This window comes from Chromobacterium sphagni (assembly GCF_001855555.1).
GTDB lineage: Bacteria > Pseudomonadota > Gammaproteobacteria > Burkholderiales > Chromobacteriaceae > Chromobacterium > Chromobacterium sphagni.
Genome location: NZ_MKCT01000001.1, coordinates 892455 through 914048, shown reverse-complemented (window position 1 = coordinate 914048; position 21594 = coordinate 892455). Strand labels below are relative to the sequence as shown.

Genomic DNA, 21594 nt, shown 5'->3' with positions numbered 1-21594 from the left:
TATGTCCTATTCCGGTTGTCTATTGTCCAGCCTGCGGTTCTTCAGGCTGTGCTTGGTCTTTTCCAGCTGGCGGATCAGCCCCGGGCCGCGCCGCAGCGCCACGCTGACGGCCAAGATGTCGATCTGCACCAGATGCACGATGCGCGAAATCATCGGGCTGTAGGTTTCGTTGTCTTCCAGCGTGTCGGCGATCAGCGACACGGTGGCGCGGCGCGCCAAGGGCGAGCCGCTGGTGGTGAGCGCGATCACCTTGGCGCCGGCGGAAATCGCCACGTCCACCGCCTCCAGCAGCTCCATGGTGCGGCCGGAGCTGGAAATGGCCACCAGCACGTCCTCGGGGCCCAGCACCGACGCCGCCATCATCTGGATGTGGGTGTCGGAATAGGCGACGGTGGGGATGCCGAAACGAAAGAACTTGTGCTGGGCGTCGGCGGCGATGATGCCGGAGTTGCCCAGGCCGTAGAACTCGATGCGGTGGGCGTCGGTCAGCAGCTGCACCGCGGCCTCGATCGCCTGCGGATTGACGTCGTTGCGGCACTTGAGCAGCGCCGACACGGTGTTGTCGAACACCTTGGCGACGATTTCCGAGGTCGGGTCTTCCGGGCGCACGCTGGAATGGACGTAGGGCACGCCGGTGACCAGGCTGCCGGCCAGCTTGAGCTTGAAGTCGGGCAGGCCGGAGCAGCCGACGGTGCGGCAGAAACGGATCACGGTGGGCTGGCTGACGCCGGCGTTCCTGGCGATGTCGGCCACGGCGGCCTGGATCACGGTGTAGGGTTGCTCCAGCACCAGCTCGGCCACCTTGCGCTCGGCCGAAGACAGCGTCTCCAGTTGGCCTCGGATGCGATCAAGCATGCATGTCTCCTGCAAAGCCGCCTCGAGGAGGGGTGGAGGCATCCACCGGGGCATGGTCGCTGCGCGACGCCAGATGGGCCGCCAGACGGGCGGCCACCCCCGGCAAGGCCGGGTAGGCGCTGGTAATCAGGTAAACCGGGATGGCGGCAAGATAGCCCGACATCCGTCCCTTGTCCTCGAAGCGGCGGCGAAATGGGGATTGTTCAAAAAAACCGCTCAGACGCGGCACAATACCACCACCTATATACACCCCGCCATGGGCACCGAGCGTCAACGCCAGATTGCCGGCCGCCGAGCCGAGGATGCCACAGAAGATTTCCAGCGCCTCGCGGCAGCGCAGGCAGCGCGCCGACAAGCCAAGCGCGCTGATTTCGGCCGCGCTGCGCGGCTGGCCGCTCTCGCCGTCGCGCTCGCACAGCGCCTGGTGCAACAGCGCGAGGCCCGGGCCGGACAGCAGCCGTTCATGGGAGACGTGGCCGAAGCGGGCGGCGGCGTAGCGCCAGATCTCCACCTCGCGCTCGTCCGCCGGAGCGAAGGAGACATGGCCGCCCTCGCAGGACAACGCGCGCCAGCCGCCGGCGTGAGGCACCAGCGCGGAAACGCCCAGGCCGGTGCCGGGGCCGATCAGCGCCAGCGGCGCGTCGTCCCTGGGCGCGCCGCCGCCTATCTGCTCCAGCTCGTGGCGCGGCAGGCAGGGCAAGGCCAAGGCCAGCGCGGTGAAATCGTTGAGCAGCAGCAGGGTGGTGAAGCCCAGCGCCTGGCGGGTGGCCTCGATCGAGAACGCCCAATGGCAGTTGGTCATCCGCACCTGGTCGCCGTTCAGCGGATTGGCGATGGCGATAGCGGCGTGGGCGACGCGGCGCGCGCCCACCTGGTCCAGATAGCTTTTCAGCGCGTCTTCCAGCGTCGGGTAGCCGGCGATGGCCAGCACCAGGATGTCTTCTATCACCCCGGGGCCGGTTTCCAGCGCGAAGCGGGCGTTGCTGCCGCCCACATCGGCCAGTAGCCGCGGCCAGGTCTCAGGCAGACCAGTAGACATCGACCGGCACCCGGGTCTGCGCCAGGAAGTGGCTGATCGGCAGCGCGTCGCTCGCCTCGCGAAGGGCGGCGTCGAACACCTCGCGCTTCTTCGCGCCCTGGATCGACAGCACCAGGCAGCCGGCCTGCAGCAGCGCGGCATAGCTCATCGAGATGCGGCGGTGCGGCGCGGCCGGCGGCGTGACCGCCAGCAAGGGCCGGGTTTCCTCCGGGTCCAGGCCCTCCACCAACTCGGCAGCGCCGGGAAACAGCGAGGCGGTGTGGCCGTCCTCGCCCATGCCCAGGATGGCGACGTCGGGCGCGATGAATTCATGGCAATCGACCGCCACTTCGGCGGCGATGTCGGCGATCTCGCGCACCAGCGGCAAAAAGCGCGCCGGCGCGGCGCGGCCGGTCAGCAGATGGCGGCGCACCAGCGCGGCATTGCTGTCGACGTGGTCGGGCGCGACGAAGCGCTCGTCCACCAGGGTGACGGTGATGCGCGCCCAGTCTATCGCCATCTCGCTGAGCAGCTGGAAGAAGGGAATCGGCGACTTGCCGCCGGACACTGCCAGCACCGCCTGGCCGCGGCTTTCTATCGCGGCGGACAGCCGCGAGGCGACGCTGTTTGCCAGCGCGCTGGTCTGCTGCGCGGCGTCGGGAAATTCCAGCCAGTTCATTCGCTTACCTCGGTTGTGTTTGGTGCGGCGCGGCGCGCCGATGTCCGGTCATTGTATTGGTAGGGTGCGTCACCCCGAAGGGGCGACGCACCGATCAAGCGTTCAGCACTCCTCGTGCCAGCCGATGCCGTCGCGCGACAACAGCGCGCTGGAGGCGGCCGGCCCCCAGCTGCCGGCGGTGTACTGCTTGGGCGGGGTATTGTTGCTGCGGCTCCAGGTGTCCATGATCGGCTCCACCCAGCGCCAGGCTTCTATCAGCTCGTCGCGGCGCATGAACAGCGCCAGCTTGCCGCGGATCACATCCAGCAGCAGACGCTCGTAGGCGTCGGCGCGGCGCACCTTGAAGGCCTTGTAGAAGTCCAGGTCCAGATAGGCCGGCTGCAGCCGCATGGTGTCGCCCGGCTCCTTGGCCAGGAAGTACATGCGTATGCTTTCCTCCGGCTGCAGGCGGATCACCAACCGGTTGGCGGTGTGGCTGCCGCCCATCGGGCCGGTGAACAACTGGTGCGGCACATCGCGGAAATTGATGACGATTTCGGCCAGCCGCTCCTGCATCCGCTTGCCGGTGCGCAGGAAGAAGGGCACGCCGGCCCAGCGCCAGTTGTCGATCTCGGCCTTGATGGCGACGAAGGTTTCGGTCTGACTGCCTTCCGGAATGCCGTTTTCCTCAAGATAGCCGACCACCGGCTGGCCGGCGATGGCGCCGGCCTTGTACTGGCCGCGCACGGTCTTGCCGGCGACGTCCTGCTCGCTGAACGGCCGCAGCGCCTTCAGCACCTTCAGCTTCTCGTCGCGCACCGCGTCGGCCTCCATATTGGCCGGCGGCTCCATCGCCACGATGCACAGCAATTGCAGCAAGTGGTTCTGCACCATGTCGCGCAGCGCGCCGGTACCGTCGTAGAAGTCGCCGCGGCTGCCCACGCCCAGCTCTTCCGAGATGGTGATCTGCACGTCGTGTATCCACTCGCGGCGCCACAAGGGCTCGAACAGCGCGTTGGCGAAGCGGATGGCCATCAGGTTCTGCACCGATTCCTTGCCCAGGTAGTGGTCGATCCGGTACAGCTGCTCTTCCTTGAAGAAGCGCGCGACCTCGTCGTTGATCTCGTTGGACGAAGCCAGGTCGGTGCCCAGCGGCTTCTCCAGCACCACCCGCACATTGGCGCGGTTCAAGCCCACCGCCGCCAGGTTGTCGCAGATGCCGGCGAACAAATTGGGCGCGGTGGCCAGATAACAGACCACCACCTTGCCATTGTCAGCGCCGACCTTGGCGGCCAGCGCCGGGAAATCGGCCGCTTGCGAGGCGTCCACCTTCAGGTAGTCGATGCGGGCGCAGAAGCTGTCCCAGGCGGCGGCGGAAAAATGCGACTTGACGTGGATGCGGGAGTTCTTCTCGACGAAAGCCAGATAATCGTCGCGGCTCAGGTCCTTGCGGCCCAGCGCCAGGATGCGGCCTTGCTCGTTGAGCAGGCCGGCGGCGTGCGCCTGGTACAGCGAAGGCAGCAGCTTGCGCATCACCAGATCGCCGGCGCCGCCGAACAGCACCATGTCGAAGGCCGGGGTAGGGGTGGAACGGGTCTCCATCCTGATCTTCCATCTCGAAGTGTATTAGATGTAGTTATATTACCATTCGATACCGCGCTGTCTACGTCAGGACAGGCCTAGTGGCCGCTTTTGCAACACCTTTTGCCCTGGCGCAATAATTGGATAATTCCGCTGGAAATCTCGCGCTGGAAAGCGGATAGTCTCGCTAAGCCGCCGCTGGCGGCGCGTAACTCGCCTTGCATTTTGCGTGTAGTAAAACTACTATCGGCTTCAATTCAATACGGAACGTCACCATGGCCTTGCATCCCACCCTGTCCGCCGTTACCGACCGCATCGTCGCGCGCAGCCAGCCGCGCCGCAGCGCCTATCTGGAACGCGTGCGCGCGGCCGCCCAGCTAGGCCGGGTGGAGCGGGCCCATCTGTCCTGCACCAATCTGGCGCACGCCTTCGCCGCGATGCCGGACAACGTCAAGATCCACCTGAAGGAAGAGCACCGCCCGAATCTGGCGATTGTATCTTCCTACAACGACATGCTGTCGGCGCACCAGCCGCTGCAGGCCTTCCCCGCCTGGCTGAAGGAGGCCGCGCTGGCGGCCGGCGCCACCGCCCAGTTCGCCGGCGGCGTGCCGGCGATGTGCGACGGCGTGACCCAGGGCCAGCCCGGCATGGAGCTGTCGCTGTTCTCGCGCGATGTGATCGCGATGAGCACCGCGGTGGCGTTGAGCCACCAGATGTTCGACGCCGCGCTGTACCTGGGCGTGTGCGACAAGATCGTGCCCGGCCTGATGATAGGCGCGCTCAGCTTCGGCCATCTGCCGGCGCTGTTCGTTCCCGCCGGCCCGATGACCACCGGCATCGCCAACGACGAAAAAGCCAAGGTGCGCCAGCTGTACGCCGAAGGCAAGGTGGGCCGCGAGGCGCTGCTGGAATCGGAATGCCAGTCCTACCACGGCCCGGGCACCTGTACCTTCTACGGCACCGCCAATTCCAATCAGATGCTGATGGAGATCATGGGCCTGCACCTGCCGGGCGCCGCCTTCGTCAACCCGGGCACCCCGCTGCGCGAGGCATTGACCCGTGCCGCCGCCGGCCAGGCGGCGAAAATCGCCGCCCAGGGCAAGCAATTCACCCCGGTGGGCGAGATGATCGATGAAAAATCCATCGTCAATGCCATAGTCGGCCTGCTGGCCACCGGCGGCTCCACCAACCACACCATGCACATCGTCGCCATCGCCCGCGCCGCCGGCATCGACATCAACTGGGACGATTTCGACGAACTGTCGGCCGTCATCCCGCTGTTGGTGCGCGCCTATCCGAACGGCAAGGCCGACGTGAACCACTTCCACGCCGCCGGCGGCATGGGCTTCGTGATCCGCGAGCTGCTGGCCGCCGGCCTGCTGCACGAGGACGTAGGCACCGTGGTGGGCCGCGGCCTGTCGCACTTCGCCAAGGAGCCGTGGCTGAACGGCGGCGAGCTGCAATGGCGCGACGCGCCGGCGGTCAGCGGCGACGACAGCGTGCTGCGTCCGGCAGCCAACCCGTTCTCCGCCGACGGCGGCCTGCGCCTGATGTCCGGCAACCTGGGCCGTGGCGTGATCAAGGTGTCGGCGGTCAAGGCCGAGCACCGGGTGGTGGAAGCGCCGGCGGTGGTGTTCCACGATCAGAACGACATGCTGGCGGCGTTCAAGCGCGGCGAGCTGGAGAAAGACTTCATCGCGGTGATCCGCTTCCAGGGCCCGCGCGCCAACGGCATGCCGGAGCTGCACAAGCTGACCCCGGCGCTGGCCATCCTGCAGGAGCGCGGCTTCAAGGTGGCGCTGGTGACCGACGGCCGCATGTCCGGCGCGTCCGGCAAGGTGCCGGCCGCCATCCACATCTCGCCGGAAGCCCTGTCCGGCGGCGCCATCGGCAAGGTGCGCGACGGCGACTTGGTTCGGCTGGACGCCAACCGCGGCGAACTGTCGGTGCTGGTGGACGCGGCGGAATGGGCGGCGCGCGAGCAGGCGCAGGCGGACCTGTCGCACAACGATTTTGGCGTCGGCCGCGAACTGTTTGCGGTGTTCCGCGACGTGGCCGACGATGCGGAAGCCGGCGCGATGAGCTTCCGCCACCCCGGCTGGAAATAATCTAGGAGAATGAAATGGATGCACTGACCCTGTTGCGCCAAGGCCCGGTAGTGCCGGTGATCGTCGTCAACGACGCGGCGGCCGCGGTGGACCTGGCCCACGCGCTGGTGGCCGGCGGCGTGACCGTGCTGGAAGTGACGCTGCGCACCAAGGCGGCGCTGGCAGCGATGCGCCGCATGCGCGACGAAGTGCCGGGCGCCATCGTCGGCGCCGGCACGCTGCGCAACCGCGCCCAGCTGGAAGCGGCGGTGGACGCCGGCGCGCTGTTCGGCGTCAGCCCCGGCTTCACGCCGGAACTGGCCGCCGCCGCCCGCGCCGCCAACCTGACGCTGATCCCGGGCGTGGCCACGCCATCGGAAGCGATGCGCGCGCAGGACGAGGGCTTCAATGTGCAGAAGCTGTTCCCGGCCGAGGCGGTGGGCGGCATCAAGCTGCTGAAGTCGCTGGCCGGCCCATTCGCCGACCTGCGCTTCTGCCCGACCGGCGGCATCGACATCAAGAAGGCGCCGGAATACCTGGCATTGCCCAATGTGTTGGCGGTGGGCGGCAGTTGGCTGACCCCAGACGACGCCATCGCGGCGCGCGACTGGGACCGCATCACCGCGCTGGCCCGCGAAGCCACCCAGCTGGCGCGCGGCTAAGCCTCAGCGCACCTTGCATCGAACAGGCCGCCGGAAGCATCCGGCGGCCTGTTTGCTTTCCAGTCCGGCAGACCACGTTCACACCGAAGTGTCGCGGCGCCTGCCGCGCGGACAACGATTCAGATCGTCGTTCCGCCCGGATGATGGCGGCAGCGCGGCTCAGGAGCAGTTGGCGTTGAGCGAGGGATAGGCGGTGTTTAGCAGCCAATTGCCGCCGCTGCCGGGCGTGTTGTAATACCAGAAGCACAGCTTGACCGGGGTGAAGTTCTGCCAGGTTTCGCACAGGCCGTTCTGCGCCGCCTGGGTGCACTTCCGGCCCTGAGTGATGTTGACAGCTTGGCGTGGACAATGTCCTTGGGGCCGCCGCTGGTGCCGCAGTTGACGCGGGTCTGCTTGTCGTCCTTCACCCACAGGTCGTGCGCAGGATTGGACCCATCGCCATCGCTCAAGCCGACATCGGCAGACCCGAACCAACGCGCCGCCATCCCCATCAGCGCAAGCCGGCTCTGGAGCCATTCCCAAGGTTTTAAGACGCCGGTTGTTCGACGCGGGGCGACGTTAGCGCCCCGCTAGTTCCGGCGGTTCCTTGGGAATGGGTTTGAAACCGGGGTTTCGCCGCGCTGTTGTGGCGGCCTGGGATTGCCAAGGCGCTGGCCGCACAGCCGCTGCCCCCGTCAGCCGGGCGGAACCGGCATCAAAATCAATCGTTCGCGAAGCGAACACGAAACCCAAAACGGTGCGTCGCCCCCTTCGGGGTGGCGCACCCTACGGCTCATCCCCTCTCCAGCGCCTCCACCATCCTCTTGATGCTCGCCGCCACGATCAAATGATGAAACGGCGTCACCGCCGCCAGATAGGTCCTCCCCAACAGATTGTGCGTCCGCACCAGCGTGCTCACCTGCAGCCTCCCCGGCCGCCACTGCAACACCAGCCGGAAATCCAGATGCCGGTCGTCCTCGCCCAGCACCGCATCGTGCTCGCCCAGATGCAGGATGCGGAACACGCCCAGTTGCTGGCCGACACGGAAAGGTTCGGCCGAGGCGGAGGCCGCCGGGGCGGTTTTCAGGCCCAGCGGCGCCACCAATAGATCGCGCAGGCGCATCAGCGCGCGGGCCCAGGGCGGCATCGCGGTGGAGAAGGCGCGCAGCAGGCTGGCGGAGTCGGCCACCGGCGCGCCGGGCGGCAGGGGCTGGCTGCGGCAGTCTTGCCATGGATAGCGGCTGGACGCTTCGACAAGCAGCGGGATGGCGGAAAAATCAGGCTGGACGGACATTGGAGTCTCCCCGGGTGGCGATAGCCGCAGCATGCCGAACGGCGGCGGGGCCGTCTTGAAGCGAAACGACGCGCGGCCGGCTCAGGCGCGCAGGCCGGGCTCGGCGCACATCCGCAGTATCGCCTCCCGGGGCAGGCGGTACAGCCCCAGCGCCGGGTTGGCGTCGCCCAGGCCCCGGACATAGGCGCTGGGCGTGCGGCCGGCGTAGCGGACGAAGTCGCGGTGCAGGTGGGCCTGGTCGGCGTAGCCGGCGGCGGCGGCCACGTCGGCCCAGTCGGGCGACGGCGTCCAGCGCGCGTGCAGCAGCAGGCGATTCAGGCGCGCCTGCGGCCGGAAGGCGCGCAGGGTCTGGCCGGTGCTGGCGCGAAAGCGGCGTTCGAACTGACGGAGGCCGAGGCCGAAGTGCGCGGCCAGATCATCCGTGCCGCGGGCCGGCCAGCCGGACGGCAGCGCCAACGTAGGCAGCCGGTGGCCATGCTGGCGGGCCAGGCGGAACAGCAGCGCTTCCGCGTGGAGGCGCAGCGCGTCGGCTGCGGCATCGGCCAACGGCGACAGCCAGGCCGCCGGCAGCAGCAGGTCGAGCGGCAGATAGGCGTCGAACGCCTCGGCGGCGGAAATGCCCAACAGGCGCGGCAACTGGCCAGGCTTCAGCCAGGCCATCCGCACGCGCGCCCCCGGCGACGCCGTGGCCAGCCTAACGCCGGCGCTGCCGCCCAACAGGCCGGCCCGGGCCAGCGCGCCGCCGTTTTCCAGGCGGATGTCTCCCGCAGCGACAAACACCAGCATCGGGTGCAAGGTGGCCGGCAGCAGCAGCGGACCGCCGGGCAGCGCGATGTCCAGCGTGTCGCCCAGCAGCGCCCCCAGGCCTGGCGGCGGCGGCTGCAATGCGGGGAGCGGCGGGAGTGTCATGACGGGTGGGCGCGAGATAGGTTGCCGCCATTGTGTCGCCGCCGCGGCCGGCCGGTCAATCCGGACGCCGGCCATGAAAAACCCCGCTCAAGGCGGGGCTGTTCCGAGCCGGGAGGCGGCTTATACCGCCATCACGGCCTCTACTTCCTCCACCGTCTTCGGGATCGGCTCGCCCAGCACCCGGCTGCCGGTCTCCGTCACCAGCACGTTGTCCTCGATGCGGATGCCGCCGAAGTCGGTGTATTCGCGGAACTTGGCGTAGTTAATATACTGGCTGTGGCGGCCTTCCTTCTCCCAGGCGTTTATCAGCGCCGGGATGAAATAGATGCCGGGTTCCACCGTCAGCGCCATGCCTGCCTTCAAGGTTTTGCCCAGCCGCAGGTAGCCCAGGCCGAACAGGCCGCTGCGCTCGGCGCCGTCGCCGTAGCCCACCAGGTCTTCGCCCAGCGCTTCCATATCGTGCACGTCCATGCCGATCTGGTGGCCCAGGCCGTGCGGGAAGGCGATGGCGTAGGCGCCGGACTCCACCACTTCATGCGCGTCGCCCTTGAAGAAGCCCAGCTCGGCCATCCGCTCCACCATCACCCGGGCGGCCAGCTTGTGGATGTCCTGGTATTTGACGCCCGGCTTGATCGCATCGATGGCGGACAGCTGCATGTCCAGCGCGATGTCGTACAGCTCGCGCTGGCGGGTGCTGAACTTGCCACCCACCGGGAAGGTGCGGGTGATGTCGCTGGCGTAGCCCTGGCCGCTGCTGCAGCCGGTGTCGTTGAGGATCAGGTCGCCCTGCTGCAGCACGTTGTCGTGGTGGTGGTTGTGCAGCACCTCGCCGCGGCGCGAGAAAATGGACGGGTAGGCCAGCTGCCAGTCGTGGCGGCGCATGATGCCTTCCATGATGCCCACCACCTGGTATTCGATCACGCCCGGCTTGGCGTTTTGCATCGCGGCGATGTGCATGGCGTGGGTGACGCCCAGCGCGGCCTCCATCTCGGCGATTTCCTCGACGCCCTTGATTTCGCGCAGCGCCACCACCGCGCGGGTGAGCGCGGGCGAGAAGCCGTCTTTGACCTTGGCCGGGTGCACGTCCAGCAGCCGGCCCATTTCGATCAGCGTCTCGCCGCGATACGGCGCCAGGTAGTGGACGGCGCGGCCGGCGGCGCGCGCTTCGGCCAGCGCCTGCGCCAGCTCGCCGTAGGCGCGGCTGCTGTCCAGCGCCACCTTGGCGGCGCGCTCGGCGAGCGACGGCAGCGGGCCGGTCCAGACGATGTCGGCCACATCCGGGTCGTTGCCGAACAGGGTGGCCTTGCCGCTGTCGGCGTCGATCAGGCCGGCCAGGCCCGGCTCGTTCAGGCCGAAGAAGTAGCGGAAACTGGAGTCCTGCACGAAGGGCAGGGTGTTGTCGCGGTAGTTCATCGGCGAATCGACGTTGCCGACGAACAGCAGCAGGCCGGACAGGCCGGAAGCTTGCAGGCGGGCGCGGCGCTGAGCGTAAATGGCGGGGGCGAACATGCTTTTCTCCTTGGCCGCATGGCGGCGGGAGACGGCCACGCGGCATATTGTATGCAGCCGTATAAATTATCACGCGCGCGCCGCGCCGGCCAGCCGCCGGCCTATCCGGCGGGCGCGGTTTTGGCCGCTTTCTGCGCCGGTTTGCCCGGACGCAACAGCCGGCACAGCGCGCCGCCGGCCAGCAGCGCCCACAGCGGCGCGCCCAGGCCGGCGATGGTGACGCCGGAGGCCGCCACCACGAAGGTGAGCAGCGCCGCCTCGCGGTGTTCGCCGTCGGCCAGCGCCGCGCCCAGCGACGAGGCCAGGGTGCCGAACAGGGCCAGGCCGGCGGCGGTCACCACCAGCGCCTTGGGCAGCAGCAGCACCAGGGCGGCCAGCGCGCCGCCCACCAGTCCCAGCGCGATGTAGAGCAAGCCGCAGAAGATCCCGGCCACATAGCGGCGGCGGCGGTCGGCATGCGCCTCCGCCCCGGTGCAGATGGCGGCGATGATGGCGGCCAGCGTCACGCCGTGGCTGCCGAAAGGCGCGGTGAGCATGGACATCAGCCCCAGCGCCGTCACCGGCGAGCGCGCCGGCAAGTCGTAGCCCGAAGCGCGCAGCACCGCCATGCCGGGCAGGAACTGGCTGGTCAGCGCCAGCAGCGCCAGCGGCAGCGCCAGGTTGACCATCGCGCTCCACGACCACTGCGGCATCGTGAAAAGCGGGCCGCCGCCCAGCGCCAGCGCGCCGGCGGGACGGCCCACCTGGCCGGCCCACAGCGTCAGCGCCACCCCCAGCGCGATGGCGGCCAGCAGGGAGAAGCGCGGAAACCCGCGCCGGCCGATGAAGAACAGCGCGCACATCGGCAGCACCAGCCACAGATCGCGGGCGGCCTCGCCCACCACTTCGCTGACGAAATGGAACAGGATGCCGGCCAGCATCGCCGCCGCCAGCGCCGGCGGGAACACCCGCATCAGGCGGTCGAACATGCCGCTTGCGCCCACCGCCGTCACCATGGCGGCGGCGGCCAGAAAAGCGCCCACCGCTTGCGGATACGGCACGCCGGGCAACGACGCCAGCAGCAGCGCCGCGCCGGGAGTGCTCCAGGCGGCGATCACCGGCGCCTTCCAGCGCCAGCTCAGCCAGATGCCGGCGATGCCGGAGCCCAGCGACACCGCCCACACCCAGGAACCCAGCTGGGCGGCGCTGAGTCCGGCCGACTGCGCGGCGTGGACGATGATCAGGAAGGGGCCGGAATAGCCGACCAGCAAGGCCAGCACGGCGGCCAGCAGGGAAGAGGGCGCGGCGTCGCGCCACAGGGTTTTCAACATAGCCATCGCTCCAGCAATCAGGACATGACCGCAGCTTGACATGCCGCGGCCAAGCTCCCTCCCACAAGCGGCGCAAACAGTTTATGCTGCAATCAATCTGTTCTATATAACAGTCCATGAGCGCACGTTACCAAGACATCGCCCGCCAGCTGGAACGCCGGCTGGACGCCGGCGAATTCCCGCCCGGCAGCCGGCTGCCGTCGGTGCGACGGCTGGCCAGCGAGCACGGCGTCAACAGCTTGACCGCGCTGGCCGCCTACCGTTGGCTGGAGCAGCGGCAACGGGTGCTGGCGCGGTCGCGCGCCGGCTTCTACGCCGCGCTGCCGCCGGCCGACCCGCTCGCCCACCCTGCCCAGGCGCTGCCGTCGCCGGCCACGCTGGTGGAAGTGGACAGCCGCATGTCGCAGCTGCTGGCGCTGTCCGGCTCCGACATCGCCGTGCAGCTGCACATGGCGGAGGCTCACCACAGCCTGTACCCGTCGCAAGAGCTGGCACGCCGGCTGCAGCAGACGCTGGCGCAGCGGCCGGAGCTGATCGGCGCCTACCTGCCGGCGGCGCAGGAGGCGCGGCTGCGCCGCCTGCTGCAAAGCCTGGCGGCGGACTGGCGGCTGGACTTGCCGGAAGAGGAAATCCTGTTCTGCAACGGCATCACCGAGGGCATCAGCCTGGCGCTGCGCCACCTCACCCGCCCCGGCGACACGGTGGCGGTGGAGACGCCGGTGTACTTCGGCCTGCTGCAGACGCTGGCCAGCCTGGGGCTGAAGGCGCTGGAGATTCCCTGCACGCCGGACGCCGGGCTGTCGCTGGAGGCGTTGGAGTTCGCTCTGCAATACGGCCCGCCGGTGCGCTGCCTGGTGACGGTGACCAATTTCCAGAATCCCAGCGGCGCGCTGATGCCGGACGACAACAAGAAGCGGCTGTTGGCGCTGGCGCGCCGCCACGGCCTAAGCATCATAGAAGACGACGTGTTCGGCGAGCTGTACTTCGGCAACCAGCGGCCGACGCCGCTGAAGGCCTGGGACCGCGACGGCGACGTGGTCTACTGCGCGTCGTTCACCAAGAGCCTGGCGCCGTCGTTCCGGCTGGGCTGGCTGTCCGGCGGCCGCCACCACGAGGCGCTGGCCAGGCTGCGCGCCAGCAGCAGCCTGGTGAGCCCGGCGCTGCTGCTGGGCGCGCTGGCCGACCTGCTCGCCAGCGGCGACTACGCCCGTATGAGCCAGAAGCTGCGGCAGCAGTTGGCGCAACAGATGGAACGGGTGGCCGACGCTGTGCTGGCGGCCTTTCCCAGGGGCACCCGCCTGCGGCGGCCGCAAGGCGGGTTGTTGCTATGGGTGGAATGTCCGGAGGGACTGGACAGCGGCAGGCTGCTGGAGGCCGCGCTGGCGCAGTCGATCAGCTTCGCGCCCGGCATGCTGTTTTCGGCGCAGCCCAGGTTCCAGCACTGCCTGCGGCTGAACTTCGGCCAACCTTGGAACGCGGCGCAAGCCGACGCCATCGCCGCGCTCGGGCGGCTGGCGACCGAACAATTAAGGCGGACATGAGCGCGGACTCCCGATTCATCCGGCCGGCCGCGCCGGCCGACCTGCCCCTGCTGGCCGATATCGAACTGCGCGCCGCCAGCCTGTTTCCCGAGCGCGATCTGCCGCCGGCGCTGCGCGGCGCCGCCTTGCCGGCCGACGAGCTGTGGCAGGCGCAGACCGCCGGCCTGCTGTGGGTGGCGGAGGACGGCGGCCAGGTGGCCGGCTTCGCGCTGGCGGAGACGCTGGACGACCAGCTGCACCTGGCGGAGATGGACGTGGACCCGGAGCATGCCCGCCGCGGCCTGGGCGGCATGCTGCTAGCCCGGGTGGTCGCGCATGCCGGTCGGCTTGGCCACGCAGCCGTCACCCTCACCACTTTTTCACACCTGCCATGGAACGCGCCGTTCTACCGCCGCCACGGCTTTGTCGAGATCGCGCCGCCGCCTGGATCCCAGCTGGCGGCGCGGCTATGGGAGGAGGCGGCGCTGGGGCTGGCGCGGCGCGTGGCGATGCGGCGCGCCATCGTTTAATCGAGCGGGAGCGGACAATGGACAAAGTGGACGCGGTGGTGATAGGCGCCGGCGTAGTCGGGCTGGCGACAGCGCGCGCGCTGGCGCGGGCAGGGCGCGAAGTGGTGATCGTCGAGGCGGAGCAGGCGATCGGCCAGCACGCCTCCAGCCGCAACAGCGAGGTGATACACGCCGGCCTGTACTACCCGGCCGGCAGCCTGAAGGCCAGGCTGTGCGTGGCCGGACGCGACGCGCTGTACCGCTACTGCGCCGAACGCGCCATCCCGCACCGCAGGCTGGGCAAGCTGATCGTCGCCAGCCGCGCCGGCCAGCTTGAGAAACTGGCGGCGCTAGAGGCGCAGGCGCGCGCCAACGGCGTCGGCGACCTGCAAAGGCTCGACAACGCCCAGCTCAAGCGGCTGGAGCCGGCGCTGGACGCGGCGGCGGCGTTGCTGTCGCCGTCCACCGGCATCATCGACAGCCACGCGCTGATGCTGTCGCTATTGGGCGACGCCGAGGCCGCCGGCGCGCAGCTGGCGCTGGACTCCGCCGTGGAAGGCGGCGCGGCGACGGCGGACGGCATCGCGCTCAGGGTGGCGGGCATGGAGCTTTTGGCCGACATCGTGGTCAACGCCGCCGGCCCGTTCGCCCCGGACGTGGCGCGCAGCATCGCCGGTATCGCGCCGGACGCCATCCCGCGGGCCTGGTACGCGCGCGGCGTGTATTTCTCGCTGCAGGGCAAGGCGCCGTTCTCGCGGCTGATATACCCGCTGCCGGAACCCGGCGGGCTGGGCAGCCACCTGACGCTGGACCTCTACGGCCAGGCGCGCTTCGGCCCGGACGTGGACTGGGTGGACGGCATCGACTACCGCGTCGACCCGGCGCGCGCCGACGCCTTCTATCGATCGGTGCGCGGCTGGTGGCCGCAACTGCCGGACGGCGCGCTGTCGCCCGGCTACGCCGGCATCCGCGCCAAGATCGCCGGCCCCGGCCAGCCGGACGCCGATTTCGTGGTCCAGGGCGAGGCAATCCACGGCGTGACGGGCCTGGTCAACCTGTTCGGCATCGAGTCGCCCGGCCTCACCAGCTGCCTGGCGCTGGCAGATGAAGTGCGACGCGTGCTGGCGATTTAGGGCGGATCGCTTACAATCGTCCGCAGACTGCGGAGAAACCCATAAGCATGCTGATCCTGAATCAAAGACAACAAGAGCTGCTGGACCTGGTCAAGCGCGAGAGCTACGTCAGCGTGGAGAAGCTGGCCGACCACTTCTCCGTCACCCGCCAGACCATACGCCGCGACATCTCGCTGCTGTCCGAACACCAGCTGCTGCAGCGCTACCACGGCGGCGCCAGCGTGCTGTCCAGCGTGGAGAATGTCGCCTACCAGGCGCGGCAGGTGCTGTGCATAGAAGAGAAGCGCCGCATCGCGCGCTGCCTGGCGCGCCACATCCCGGACAACGCGTCCTTGTTCATCAATCTGGGCACCACCACCGAAGAAGTGGCCAAGGCGCTGCACCGCCATCGCGGCCTGAGGGTGATCACCAACAACCTGCACGTGGCCGAGCAGATGTGCGACTACCCGGACTGCGAGGTGATCGTGCTGGGCGGCACGCTGAGGAAACGCGACCGCGGCCTCACCGGCGAAGCCACGGTGCAGCTGATCCGCCAGTTCCGCGTCGACTACGGCATCATCGGCGTGTCCAGCATCGAGGCCGACGGCACGTTGCGCGACTACGACTACCGCGAGGTGCGCACCACCGAGGCCATCATCCAGCAGTCGCGCCAGGTGTTCCTGGCCGCCGACCACAGCAAGTTCGACCGGCCGGCGCTGGTGGAGCTGGGCCGGCTGAGCCAGATCGCCGCGCTGTTCACCGACAAGCCGGTCAGCCCCCCGCTGGCAAGGTTGATGCAGGAAGCCGGCACCCAGCTCCACATCGCCGAATAAACGGAATACGTATTATCCACAGTTGCTATGCTGAAGCATCATGTCCTGTCCGGCAGGTGCTTCATGCAGCGAACCTTCAGTCCGCAGGCCGACGGCCTGCTGTTCCGCGACGCCTCCGGCCGCTACTGCGCCCGCCTGTCCGGCTACCGCTTCTACAGCGTGTTCCAGCCGCTGTTCTACCGCGGCGGCGGCCTGTTCGGCTACGAAGCGCTGCTGCGGGTGGTGGACGATGACGGCGAGTGGTACGCGCCCGACCGCTTCCTCGCCAGCCTGCCGCCGCAACAGGCGCTGGAGGCCGACCGGCTGGCGCGGCTGATCCATGTGCGCAACTTCGCCCAGAGCCGGCAGGACCACTGCCTGACCCTCAACCTGCTGTCGCATACCGTGCTGGGCGACCACGGCGGCCGCACCCACCTGCCGCTGCTGCAAGGCCTGCTGCAGAGTCTGGAAATCGACAGCGGCGGCGTGATCTTCGAGTTGCCGGAATACGAAGTGGAACAGCACGGCCAGCCGCTGCTGGACGGCCTGCGCCATGCGTCGGACATCGGCTTCGGCGTGGCGGTGGACGACTTCGGCGCGCTGGACTCGCGCCATGGCCGGGTGGGCGAGCTGTGCCCGGACATCATCAAGATCGACCGCAGCCTGCTGCTGGACTACATGGCCGGCGAGAGGCAACGGCTGCCGGCGCTGCTGGAGTTCGGCTGGCAGATCGGCAGCCGCATGCTGGTGGAGGGCATAGAAAGCGCCGAGCAGCACCAGGCGATGCAGGCGCTGGGCGTCGAACTGTACCAAGGCTATCACCTGGGCAGACCCACCGAACTGCCGGTGGCCTGCCAGCTGTAGCCGCGCCGGTCCAGGCGCAAACTGAGCCAGCCCAGCAAAGCCAGCGCCGCGCCCAGCCACAACGGCGCGCGCAGGCCCAGCCCCGCCTCCAGGCAAACGCCGCCGGCCCAGGCGCCGAAGGTCAGCCCCAGGTTCACCACCGCCATGTGCAGGCTGTTCGCCATCGGTCCGCTGCCGCCGACGCGCGCCACCCGCGCCACCATCGCCGGGTTCAGCGGCAGACCGGCGAATCCCAGCAGGAACACGCAGACCGCAGTCAGCGTCCGCCATTGCGCGCACAGCGCCAGCAGGACCAGCGTCGCCAACAAGGCGAGCAGGCCCAGATTCAGCACGCCGCGGGTATGGCTGTCGGCCAGCCTGCCGGTGAGCATATTGCCCAGCACCGTGGCCGCGCCATACACCGCGAACAGCAGCGGCACCGCGCCGGCGTTAAAGCCGCTGACGCGGGTAAGCAGCGGAGCCAGATAGGTGAAGGCGGCGAACACCGCGCCTATGATCAGCCCGCTGGACAGATAGGCCGCCCACAAGGCCGGCGCGGCCAGTTCGCGCCAGCCCTCCCGCATCCTCCCCGCATCGGGCTTGTCGCCGGCCGGCACCAACAAGACGATCGCCGCCGCCGCCAGCAACACCAGCACGGCCACCAGCCAGAACGCCGTCCGCCAACCCCAGTGCTGGTCCAGCAGGGCGGCCAGCGGCAGGCCGGCCACCGAAGCCAGCATCAGACCGTTGAGCACCAGCGCGGCGGCGCGGGCAATCCTCTGCGGCCCCACCTGTTCCGCCGCCAGCGCCAGCGCCACGCCGAAGAAGGCCGACTCAGCCACCCCGCAGATCACGCGCGATGCCAACAACTGGGCATAGCTGTCGGCCATCGCGCCGGTCAGCTGCCCCAGCAGGAACAGCAGCAGCAGTCCCAGCAGGGTCGGCTTGCGGCGAGCCCCCCGCAGCCACAAGGTCAGCAACGGCCCGCCCGCCACGATGCTCAACGCGTACGCCGACACCAGATTGCCGACGTCGGCCAGCGAAACATGGAAGGCGGCCGCCAGCGACGGCATCATGCCGGCCACCATGAATTCGGAAGTGGTCTCGGCGAAGATGCACAGGCCGAGGATATAGATGGCGATGGGCATCAGGCGGCTCCTGGCGGCGGGTTTTCAGTCCGCGCGGCGTCAAAATGGCAGATAGCGCTTGTCGCTTGCATGTCAGTCCTGGAGGTAGCGGGACAGTCAATGCTAGCGGCCGGCGCGTGACGAATAAATGGTTTAGCATTCCGCTTATAATGGAAATAATTTCCGCAATAAAATGCCATGATGGAAAAAATGAATGGAATCGAGTTGTTCGTGCAGGTGGCGCGCCAAGGCAGCCTGGTAGCGGCCGGCCGGCAGCTGGGCCTGTCGGCGTCGGCGGTGGGCAAGGGGCTGGCGCGGCTGGAACAGCGGCTGCGCGTGCGGCTGGTCCATCGCAGCACCCGGCGGCTGGCGCTGACCGCCGAGGGCAACCAGTACCTGGCGCGCTGCCTGCGCATCCTGGACGAGGTGGACGCGGCAGAGCGGGAGCTGCTGCAAGGACTCGCCGCGCCCAGCGGCCGGCTGAAGGTGGGCCTGCCGCACGAGAGCGGGCTGTTGACGCCGCATCTGGCCGGCTTCATGCGCGCCTATCCGCAAGTGGGGCTGGACCTGGACTACAGCGACCGGCTGGTGGACGTGATAGGCGAAGGCTTCGACGTGGTGGTGCGCGGCGGCGAGCCGGGCGACTCGCGGCTGTCGGCGCGCCGGCTGGGCGGCTACCAAATGCTGCTGGCGGCAGCGCCGGCCTATCTGGCCGAACACGGCGCGCCGCGGACAGCGCGGGACCTGCTGCGCCACCGCTGCCTGCATTACCGCTATCCCAGCAGCAGCAAGCTCGCTCCCTGGCCGCTGGCCGAGGGCAAGCAACTGACGCTGCCGGTCAGCGCCAGCTGCAATACCGGCGAGGCGCTGATCGAACTTGCCGAGCGCGGCATGGGCATCGCCTGCCTGCCGGACTTCTCGGTGGCCCGCCAGCTGCGCGACGGCCGGCTGCAGCGGCTGGGCCAGCCCGAGGCGGCGCGCAGCGGCAATATCTACCTGCTATGGCCCAGCACGCCGCAGATGCCGCCCAAGCTGCGGGCCTTCATCGACTACATGGCGGAAAACGCGTTCGCCTAGGCTTCCACGATCGCCAGCGCGAAACCGTCGTAGCCCTTGGAGCCCACCGTCTGCAGCGCGGTGGCGGACAAACGGGGGTTGGCGCCCAGCAGCTCGATGAAGCGGCGCGTACCCTGGATCGCCGGATCGGCGCTGGCGGCGTTCACCACCTCGCCCTTGCGCACCACGTTGTCGCCGATAATCACCGTGCCCGGCCGCGACAGCCGCAGCGCCAGCTCCAGGTAGTGCGGATTGTTGGGCTTGTCGGCGTCGATGAAGATCAGGTCGAACGGCGCCGCGCCTTCCGCGATCAGTTGCGCCAACGTGTCCAGCGCCGCGCCCTGGCGGATGTCCACTTTGTCGGCCTGGCCGGCGCGCGCCAGATTGGCCGCCGCCACTTCCACATGCCTGGGCTCGAACTCCAGCGTCACCAGGCGGCCGTCCGCCGGCAGCGCGCGCGCCAGCCAGATGGCGCTGTAACCGCCCAGCGTGCCGATCTCCAGAATCCTCCGGGCGCCGTGGATGCGCGCCAGCAGATTGAGGAACTTGCCCTGGTTGGGCGCCACATTGATCGCCGGCAGGCCGGCGGCGGCGCTGTCAGCCAGCGCCGCCTCCAGCGCGGCGTCCTGTTTGACCAGGCTGCGGCTGAAATAATCGTCCACCGCATTCCATTGCTGAACTGACATGTGCTTTCCTTTGCTCGCTTGGATCGGATATGCGCTCAGGCCGCGCCCAGATTGCCGTGAGCGAGGTAGGCCGGCCGTTGGCGCAGCCTCTGGTAATAAGCTTCCACCCCGGGCAGACCGGGTTTGTCGAACGGCGTCAGCAGCCAGCGCTGCACCGACAGGCCCAACACGATGTCCGCCAGCGTGAAGGCGTCGCCCAGCAGCCAGTGGTCGCCCAATTGCGGCTCCAGGATGGCCATGCATTCGTTCCAGCCCGCCACGCTGGCGGCGATGCGCGCCGGGTCGCGGTGGTCGGGGCTGTTGCGGCTGAGGGCGTGGAAGGCGTACATCCAGCTGGCGTTCAGCTCGGTGGCCTGCCAGTCCATCCACATCTCCACCTTGGCACGGCCGGCCGGGTCCTGCGGCAACAGGTCGTGGCGGCCATGCTTGGCGGCCAGGTAGCGGCAAATGGTGTTGGATTCTCTCAACGCGGTGTCGCCGTCCACCACCACCGGGATCAGGCCGTGCGGGTTGAGCGCCAGGAATTCCGGGCTGCTGGTGGGCTGGAAACCGCGGCCCCAGTCTTCGCGTTGGTAATCGATGCCGATCTCGTGGCAGGTCCACAGCACCTTGCGCACATTGATGGAACTGGTACGGCCGAGGATACGCAGCATGGCACAGCCTTTGCTCAGGAGTGGTAACGGTGCGTCAGTGTAATCGACGTTATGCCATGTATGTATGAAGAAATGCCGGACGCTGTGTTCAATGAAACCGGCCGGCCCCGCCCGGCGACGCCGGCGGATAGGGCCCTGGACGGATCGCGAGGAGGGTGGATGGGCGAGAACACCGTGTTCTTTGGGCCAGCCCGCCACGCGGCCATGGCGAGGGAAAACCGGCGGACGACCCCGACAGGGGCCGCCGCCTGACGCCGCGAAGCGCGGCCGGACGGTCAATTGCTGCCGGCCTTGACTGGAGCGGCAACAGCGGCCGGTTGGGAAGCGGCAAAGTCGATGTGGCTTCTGGCGCGCTCGGCCTCCAGCAGCGTCGGCTTGTATTCGGTCCAGTTGTCGCTGTCCTTGACGCGGTAGCGGATGATGCCCCGGTCCAGGTCGAAATCGTAGAACGGATAGACTTCGCGCAGGTTGAAGAACAGCGCCGGGGCGAAGAACAGGATGTCGGCGGCCACGTAGCCGCCATTGAACTTCAGCGGCAGCAGACCGTAGAGCGGCTGCTTGCCGTCACCGGTGGCTTTGAACTCATAGTTGCCGAAGCTGGTGGTGGGATAGGTTTCGCTCTTCGGCAGCTCCAGCGTGGTCACCTGCTGGCGCTGGTAGATGGAAACCGCGCCCTTGGGGGCGGAGTTGCTCATGGTGGTCATGGCACTGCAGCCGCTTAGGGCCAGCGCGCAGGCGGACAGCGCGAGTATTTTTTTCATCACGGTTCTTTATGGTTATTTGCCGGAAAACAGCCGCGCTGGCGGATAGCTCCAGGCGCGGGCAGATATTATCCAATACCGACAGTCTCAACCATAAATTCCATGGGAAGCGGGTGGATCGACTGCGTCCTCTCACGCGGACGCGTCCGACCGCAAAAACATGCGTTCAATTGTTGCGCGGTATGGCGGCAACTGGCTCGGAGGCGGCGAAATCTATGTGCCGCCTGGCGTTATTCGCTTCCTGCTCGGTGGGTTTGTACTCGGTCCAGTTGTCGGTCTCCCTGGCGCGGTAGCGCACCACGCCCTGGTCCAGGTCGAAATCGTAGTAGGGGTACACTTCGTGCAACAGCAGCAACGCCGGCGGGAACAACAGGATGCCGACGGCGATGTTGCCGCCGTTGTACTTCATCGGCAACAAGCCATACAAGGACGGCTTGCCTTCCCCGGACGCCTTGAATTCGTAATGGCTGGTCGGTGTGACAGGGTAGGCCTTGGTTTGCGGCAACGGCAGCCGGGCGACCTGCTTGCTGTCATAGATGGCGACCGCGCCGTTGGGGGCGGAGCCACTCAAGGTGGTGGTCGAGGTGGCAGCGCAGCCGGACAATGCCAGCGCGCAGACCGCCAATACGGGGAAATTCTTCATGGCAAATCTT

At 68.3% G+C, this 21594-nt stretch carries 22 protein-coding genes; 8 read left to right on the top strand and 14 right to left on the bottom strand.

The features are described from left to right. Positions 1–6: 6 nt before the first annotated feature. The 4 genes from hexR to zwf all read right to left on the bottom strand — a co-directional run bounded on the left by hexR (position 7) and on the right by zwf (position 4133). Positions 7–855, bottom strand: coding sequence for a transcriptional regulator HexR (gene hexR, locus BI344_RS04435; RefSeq protein WP_071111711.1), 849 nt, complete (start codon positions 853–855; stop codon positions 7–9). Continuing rightward, positions 848–1894: a glucokinase gene (locus tag BI344_RS04430; RefSeq protein ID WP_071111710.1), complete on the bottom strand. Its 1047-nt coding sequence runs from the start codon at positions 1892–1894 to the stop codon at positions 848–850. The genes hexR and BI344_RS04430 overlap by 8 nt, the downstream gene beginning before the upstream one ends. Continuing rightward, entirely contained in the window at positions 1875–2552 is a 678-nt protein-coding gene (pgl, locus tag BI344_RS04425) for a 6-phosphogluconolactonase (protein WP_071111709.1), read from the bottom strand. Before pgl ends, BI344_RS04430 begins: the two co-directional genes overlap by 20 nt. 102 nt (positions 2553–2654) lie before the next feature. Then, a complete protein-coding gene (zwf, locus tag BI344_RS04420; RefSeq protein ID WP_071111708.1) occupies positions 2655–4133 on the bottom strand; it encodes a glucose-6-phosphate dehydrogenase in 1479 nt (492 codons plus the stop codon). 254 nt (positions 4134–4387) lie between these two features. Here zwf and edd point away from each other — a divergent pair, with 254 nt between their 5' ends. Beyond that, entirely contained in the window at positions 4388–6220 is a 1833-nt protein-coding gene (edd, locus tag BI344_RS04415) for a phosphogluconate dehydratase (RefSeq protein WP_071111707.1), read from the top strand. A 14-nt stretch (positions 6221–6234) separates the two neighbouring features. After that, a complete protein-coding gene (gene eda / locus BI344_RS04410) occupies positions 6235–6861 on the top strand; it encodes a bifunctional 4-hydroxy-2-oxoglutarate aldolase/2-dehydro-3-deoxy-phosphogluconate aldolase (protein WP_071111706.1) in 627 nt (208 codons plus the stop codon). 159 nt (positions 6862–7020) lie between these two features. Here eda and BI344_RS23695 read toward each other — a convergent pair whose 3' ends face one another. From BI344_RS23695 to BI344_RS04390, 5 genes are all read right to left on the bottom strand, one after another. Then, the gene (locus BI344_RS23695) at positions 7021–7272 is read right to left on the bottom strand and encodes a hypothetical protein (RefSeq protein ID WP_139166882.1); all 252 of its coding nucleotides are present in this window, start codon (positions 7270–7272) and stop codon (positions 7021–7023) included. 361 nt (positions 7273–7633) lie between these two features. Beyond that, positions 7634–8134: a DUF2867 domain-containing protein gene (locus BI344_RS04405; protein ID WP_071111705.1), complete on the bottom strand. Its 501-nt coding sequence runs from the start codon at positions 8132–8134 to the stop codon at positions 7634–7636. A gap of 81 nt (positions 8135–8215) precedes the next feature. After that, the gene (locus tag BI344_RS04400; RefSeq protein WP_139166881.1) at positions 8216–9043 is read right to left on the bottom strand and encodes a helix-turn-helix domain-containing protein; all 828 of its coding nucleotides are present in this window, start codon (positions 9041–9043) and stop codon (positions 8216–8218) included. Between the two features lie 120 nt (positions 9044–9163). Next, positions 9164–10552 (bottom strand): aminopeptidase P family protein, encoded by a 1389-nt coding sequence (locus BI344_RS04395; protein WP_071111703.1) that lies wholly within the window; start codon positions 10550–10552, stop codon positions 9164–9166. 101 nt (positions 10553–10653) lie between these two features. Then, the gene (locus BI344_RS04390) at positions 10654–11862 is read right to left on the bottom strand and encodes a benzoate/H(+) symporter BenE family transporter (RefSeq protein WP_071111702.1); all 1209 of its coding nucleotides are present in this window, start codon (positions 11860–11862) and stop codon (positions 10654–10656) included. Positions 11863–11978: 116 nt separating this feature from the next. Here BI344_RS04390 and BI344_RS04385 point away from each other — a divergent pair, with 116 nt between their 5' ends. The 5 genes from BI344_RS04385 (at position 11979) to BI344_RS04365 (ending at position 16679) form a co-directional block, all read left to right on the top strand. After that, complete coding sequence (locus tag BI344_RS04385) at positions 11979–13403, top strand: aminotransferase-like domain-containing protein (RefSeq protein ID WP_071111701.1); 1425 nt, start codon at positions 11979–11981, stop codon at positions 13401–13403. Next, entirely contained in the window at positions 13400–13912 is a 513-nt protein-coding gene (locus BI344_RS04380) for a GNAT family N-acetyltransferase (RefSeq protein ID WP_071111700.1), read from the top strand. Before BI344_RS04385 ends, BI344_RS04380 begins: the two co-directional genes overlap by 4 nt. A 17-nt stretch (positions 13913–13929) precedes the next feature. Beyond that, complete coding sequence (locus BI344_RS04375) at positions 13930–15024, top strand: NAD(P)/FAD-dependent oxidoreductase (RefSeq protein WP_071111699.1); 1095 nt, start codon at positions 13930–13932, stop codon at positions 15022–15024. A 47-nt stretch (positions 15025–15071) separates the two neighbouring features. Then, positions 15072–15836: a DeoR/GlpR family DNA-binding transcription regulator gene (locus tag BI344_RS04370; protein WP_071111698.1), complete on the top strand. Its 765-nt coding sequence runs from the start codon at positions 15072–15074 to the stop codon at positions 15834–15836. A 63-nt stretch (positions 15837–15899) separates the two neighbouring features. Further along, on the top strand, positions 15900–16679 hold the full coding sequence (locus BI344_RS04365) for an EAL domain-containing protein (RefSeq protein WP_071112067.1): 780 nt from the start codon (positions 15900–15902) through the stop codon (positions 16677–16679). On the opposite strand, the gene BI344_RS04360 is transcribed toward BI344_RS04365, so the two are convergent. Continuing rightward, positions 16634–17806, bottom strand: coding sequence for an MFS transporter (locus BI344_RS04360; RefSeq protein ID WP_071111697.1), 1173 nt, complete (start codon positions 17804–17806; stop codon positions 16634–16636). The genes BI344_RS04365 and BI344_RS04360 overlap by 46 nt on opposite strands. A gap of 177 nt (positions 17807–17983) precedes the next feature. Here BI344_RS04360 and BI344_RS04355 point away from each other — a divergent pair, with 177 nt between their 5' ends. Further along, entirely contained in the window at positions 17984–18862 is an 879-nt protein-coding gene (locus BI344_RS04355) for a LysR family transcriptional regulator (RefSeq protein WP_241499250.1), read from the top strand. Here the strand turns inward: BI344_RS04355 and BI344_RS04350 are convergent. From BI344_RS04350 to BI344_RS04330, 4 genes are all read right to left on the bottom strand, one after another. Next, a complete protein-coding gene (locus BI344_RS04350; protein ID WP_071111696.1) occupies positions 18859–19527 on the bottom strand; it encodes an O-methyltransferase in 669 nt (222 codons plus the stop codon). The two genes, BI344_RS04355 and BI344_RS04350, sit on opposite strands and share 4 nt — an antisense overlap. Positions 19528–19562: 35 nt before the next feature. Continuing rightward, positions 19563–20180, bottom strand: a complete 618-nt coding sequence (locus BI344_RS04345) for a glutathione S-transferase family protein (protein WP_071111695.1) — start codon at positions 20178–20180, stop codon at positions 19563–19565. A gap of 275 nt (positions 20181–20455) precedes the next feature. Then, entirely contained in the window at positions 20456–20941 is a 486-nt protein-coding gene (locus tag BI344_RS04335; protein ID WP_071111693.1) for a hypothetical protein, read from the bottom strand. 166 nt (positions 20942–21107) lie between these two features. Further along, positions 21108–21584, bottom strand: coding sequence for a hypothetical protein (locus tag BI344_RS04330; protein WP_071111692.1), 477 nt, complete (start codon positions 21582–21584; stop codon positions 21108–21110). Positions 21585–21594 lie beyond the last annotated feature (10 nt).

Excerpts from the sequence above, each read along its gene's own strand:
- BI344_RS04360 (WP_071111697.1), bottom strand. The coding sequence starts at position 17,806 with ATGCCCATCGCCATCTATATCCTCGGCCTGTGCATCTTCGCCGAGACC.
- BI344_RS04405 (WP_071111705.1), bottom strand. The coding sequence starts at position 8,134 with ATGTCCGTCCAGCCTGATTTTTCCGCCATCCCGCTGCTTGTCGAAGCG.
- eda (WP_071111706.1), top strand. The coding sequence starts at position 6,235 with ATGGATGCACTGACCCTGTTGCGCCAAGGCCCGGTAGTGCCGGTGATC.
- BI344_RS04390 (WP_071111702.1), bottom strand. The coding sequence starts at position 11,862 with ATGTTGAAAACCCTGTGGCGCGACGCCGCGCCCTCTTCCCTGCTGGCC.
- BI344_RS04385 (WP_071111701.1), top strand. The coding sequence starts at position 11,979 with ATGAGCGCACGTTACCAAGACATCGCCCGCCAGCTGGAACGCCGGCTG.
- zwf (WP_071111708.1), bottom strand. The coding sequence starts at position 4,133 with ATGGAGACCCGTTCCACCCCTACCCCGGCCTTCGACATGGTGCTGTTC.
- BI344_RS04330 (WP_071111692.1), bottom strand. The coding sequence starts at position 21,584 with ATGAAGAATTTCCCCGTATTGGCGGTCTGCGCGCTGGCATTGTCCGGC.
- hexR (WP_071111711.1), bottom strand. The coding sequence starts at position 855 with ATGCTTGATCGCATCCGAGGCCAACTGGAGACGCTGTCTTCGGCCGAG.
- pgl (WP_071111709.1), bottom strand. The coding sequence starts at position 2,552 with ATGAACTGGCTGGAATTTCCCGACGCCGCGCAGCAGACCAGCGCGCTG.
- BI344_RS04350 (WP_071111696.1), bottom strand. The coding sequence starts at position 19,527 with ATGTCAGTTCAGCAATGGAATGCGGTGGACGATTATTTCAGCCGCAGC.
- BI344_RS04365 (WP_071112067.1), top strand. The coding sequence starts at position 15,900 with ATGCAGCGAACCTTCAGTCCGCAGGCCGACGGCCTGCTGTTCCGCGAC.
- BI344_RS04400 (WP_139166881.1), bottom strand. The coding sequence starts at position 9,043 with ATGACACTCCCGCCGCTCCCCGCATTGCAGCCGCCGCCGCCAGGCCTG.
- BI344_RS04375 (WP_071111699.1), top strand. The coding sequence starts at position 13,930 with ATGGACAAAGTGGACGCGGTGGTGATAGGCGCCGGCGTAGTCGGGCTG.
- BI344_RS04335 (WP_071111693.1), bottom strand. The coding sequence starts at position 20,941 with ATGAAAAAAATACTCGCGCTGTCCGCCTGCGCGCTGGCCCTAAGCGGC.
- BI344_RS04380 (WP_071111700.1), top strand. The coding sequence starts at position 13,400 with ATGAGCGCGGACTCCCGATTCATCCGGCCGGCCGCGCCGGCCGACCTG.
- BI344_RS04370 (WP_071111698.1), top strand. The coding sequence starts at position 15,072 with ATGCTGATCCTGAATCAAAGACAACAAGAGCTGCTGGACCTGGTCAAG.
- edd (WP_071111707.1), top strand. The coding sequence starts at position 4,388 with ATGGCCTTGCATCCCACCCTGTCCGCCGTTACCGACCGCATCGTCGCG.
- BI344_RS04430 (WP_071111710.1), bottom strand. The coding sequence starts at position 1,894 with ATGTCTACTGGTCTGCCTGAGACCTGGCCGCGGCTACTGGCCGATGTG.
- BI344_RS04345 (WP_071111695.1), bottom strand. The coding sequence starts at position 20,180 with ATGCTGCGTATCCTCGGCCGTACCAGTTCCATCAATGTGCGCAAGGTG.
- BI344_RS04395 (WP_071111703.1), bottom strand. The coding sequence starts at position 10,552 with ATGTTCGCCCCCGCCATTTACGCTCAGCGCCGCGCCCGCCTGCAAGCT.
- BI344_RS04355 (WP_241499250.1), top strand. The coding sequence starts at position 17,984 with ATGATGGAAAAAATGAATGGAATCGAGTTGTTCGTGCAGGTGGCGCGC.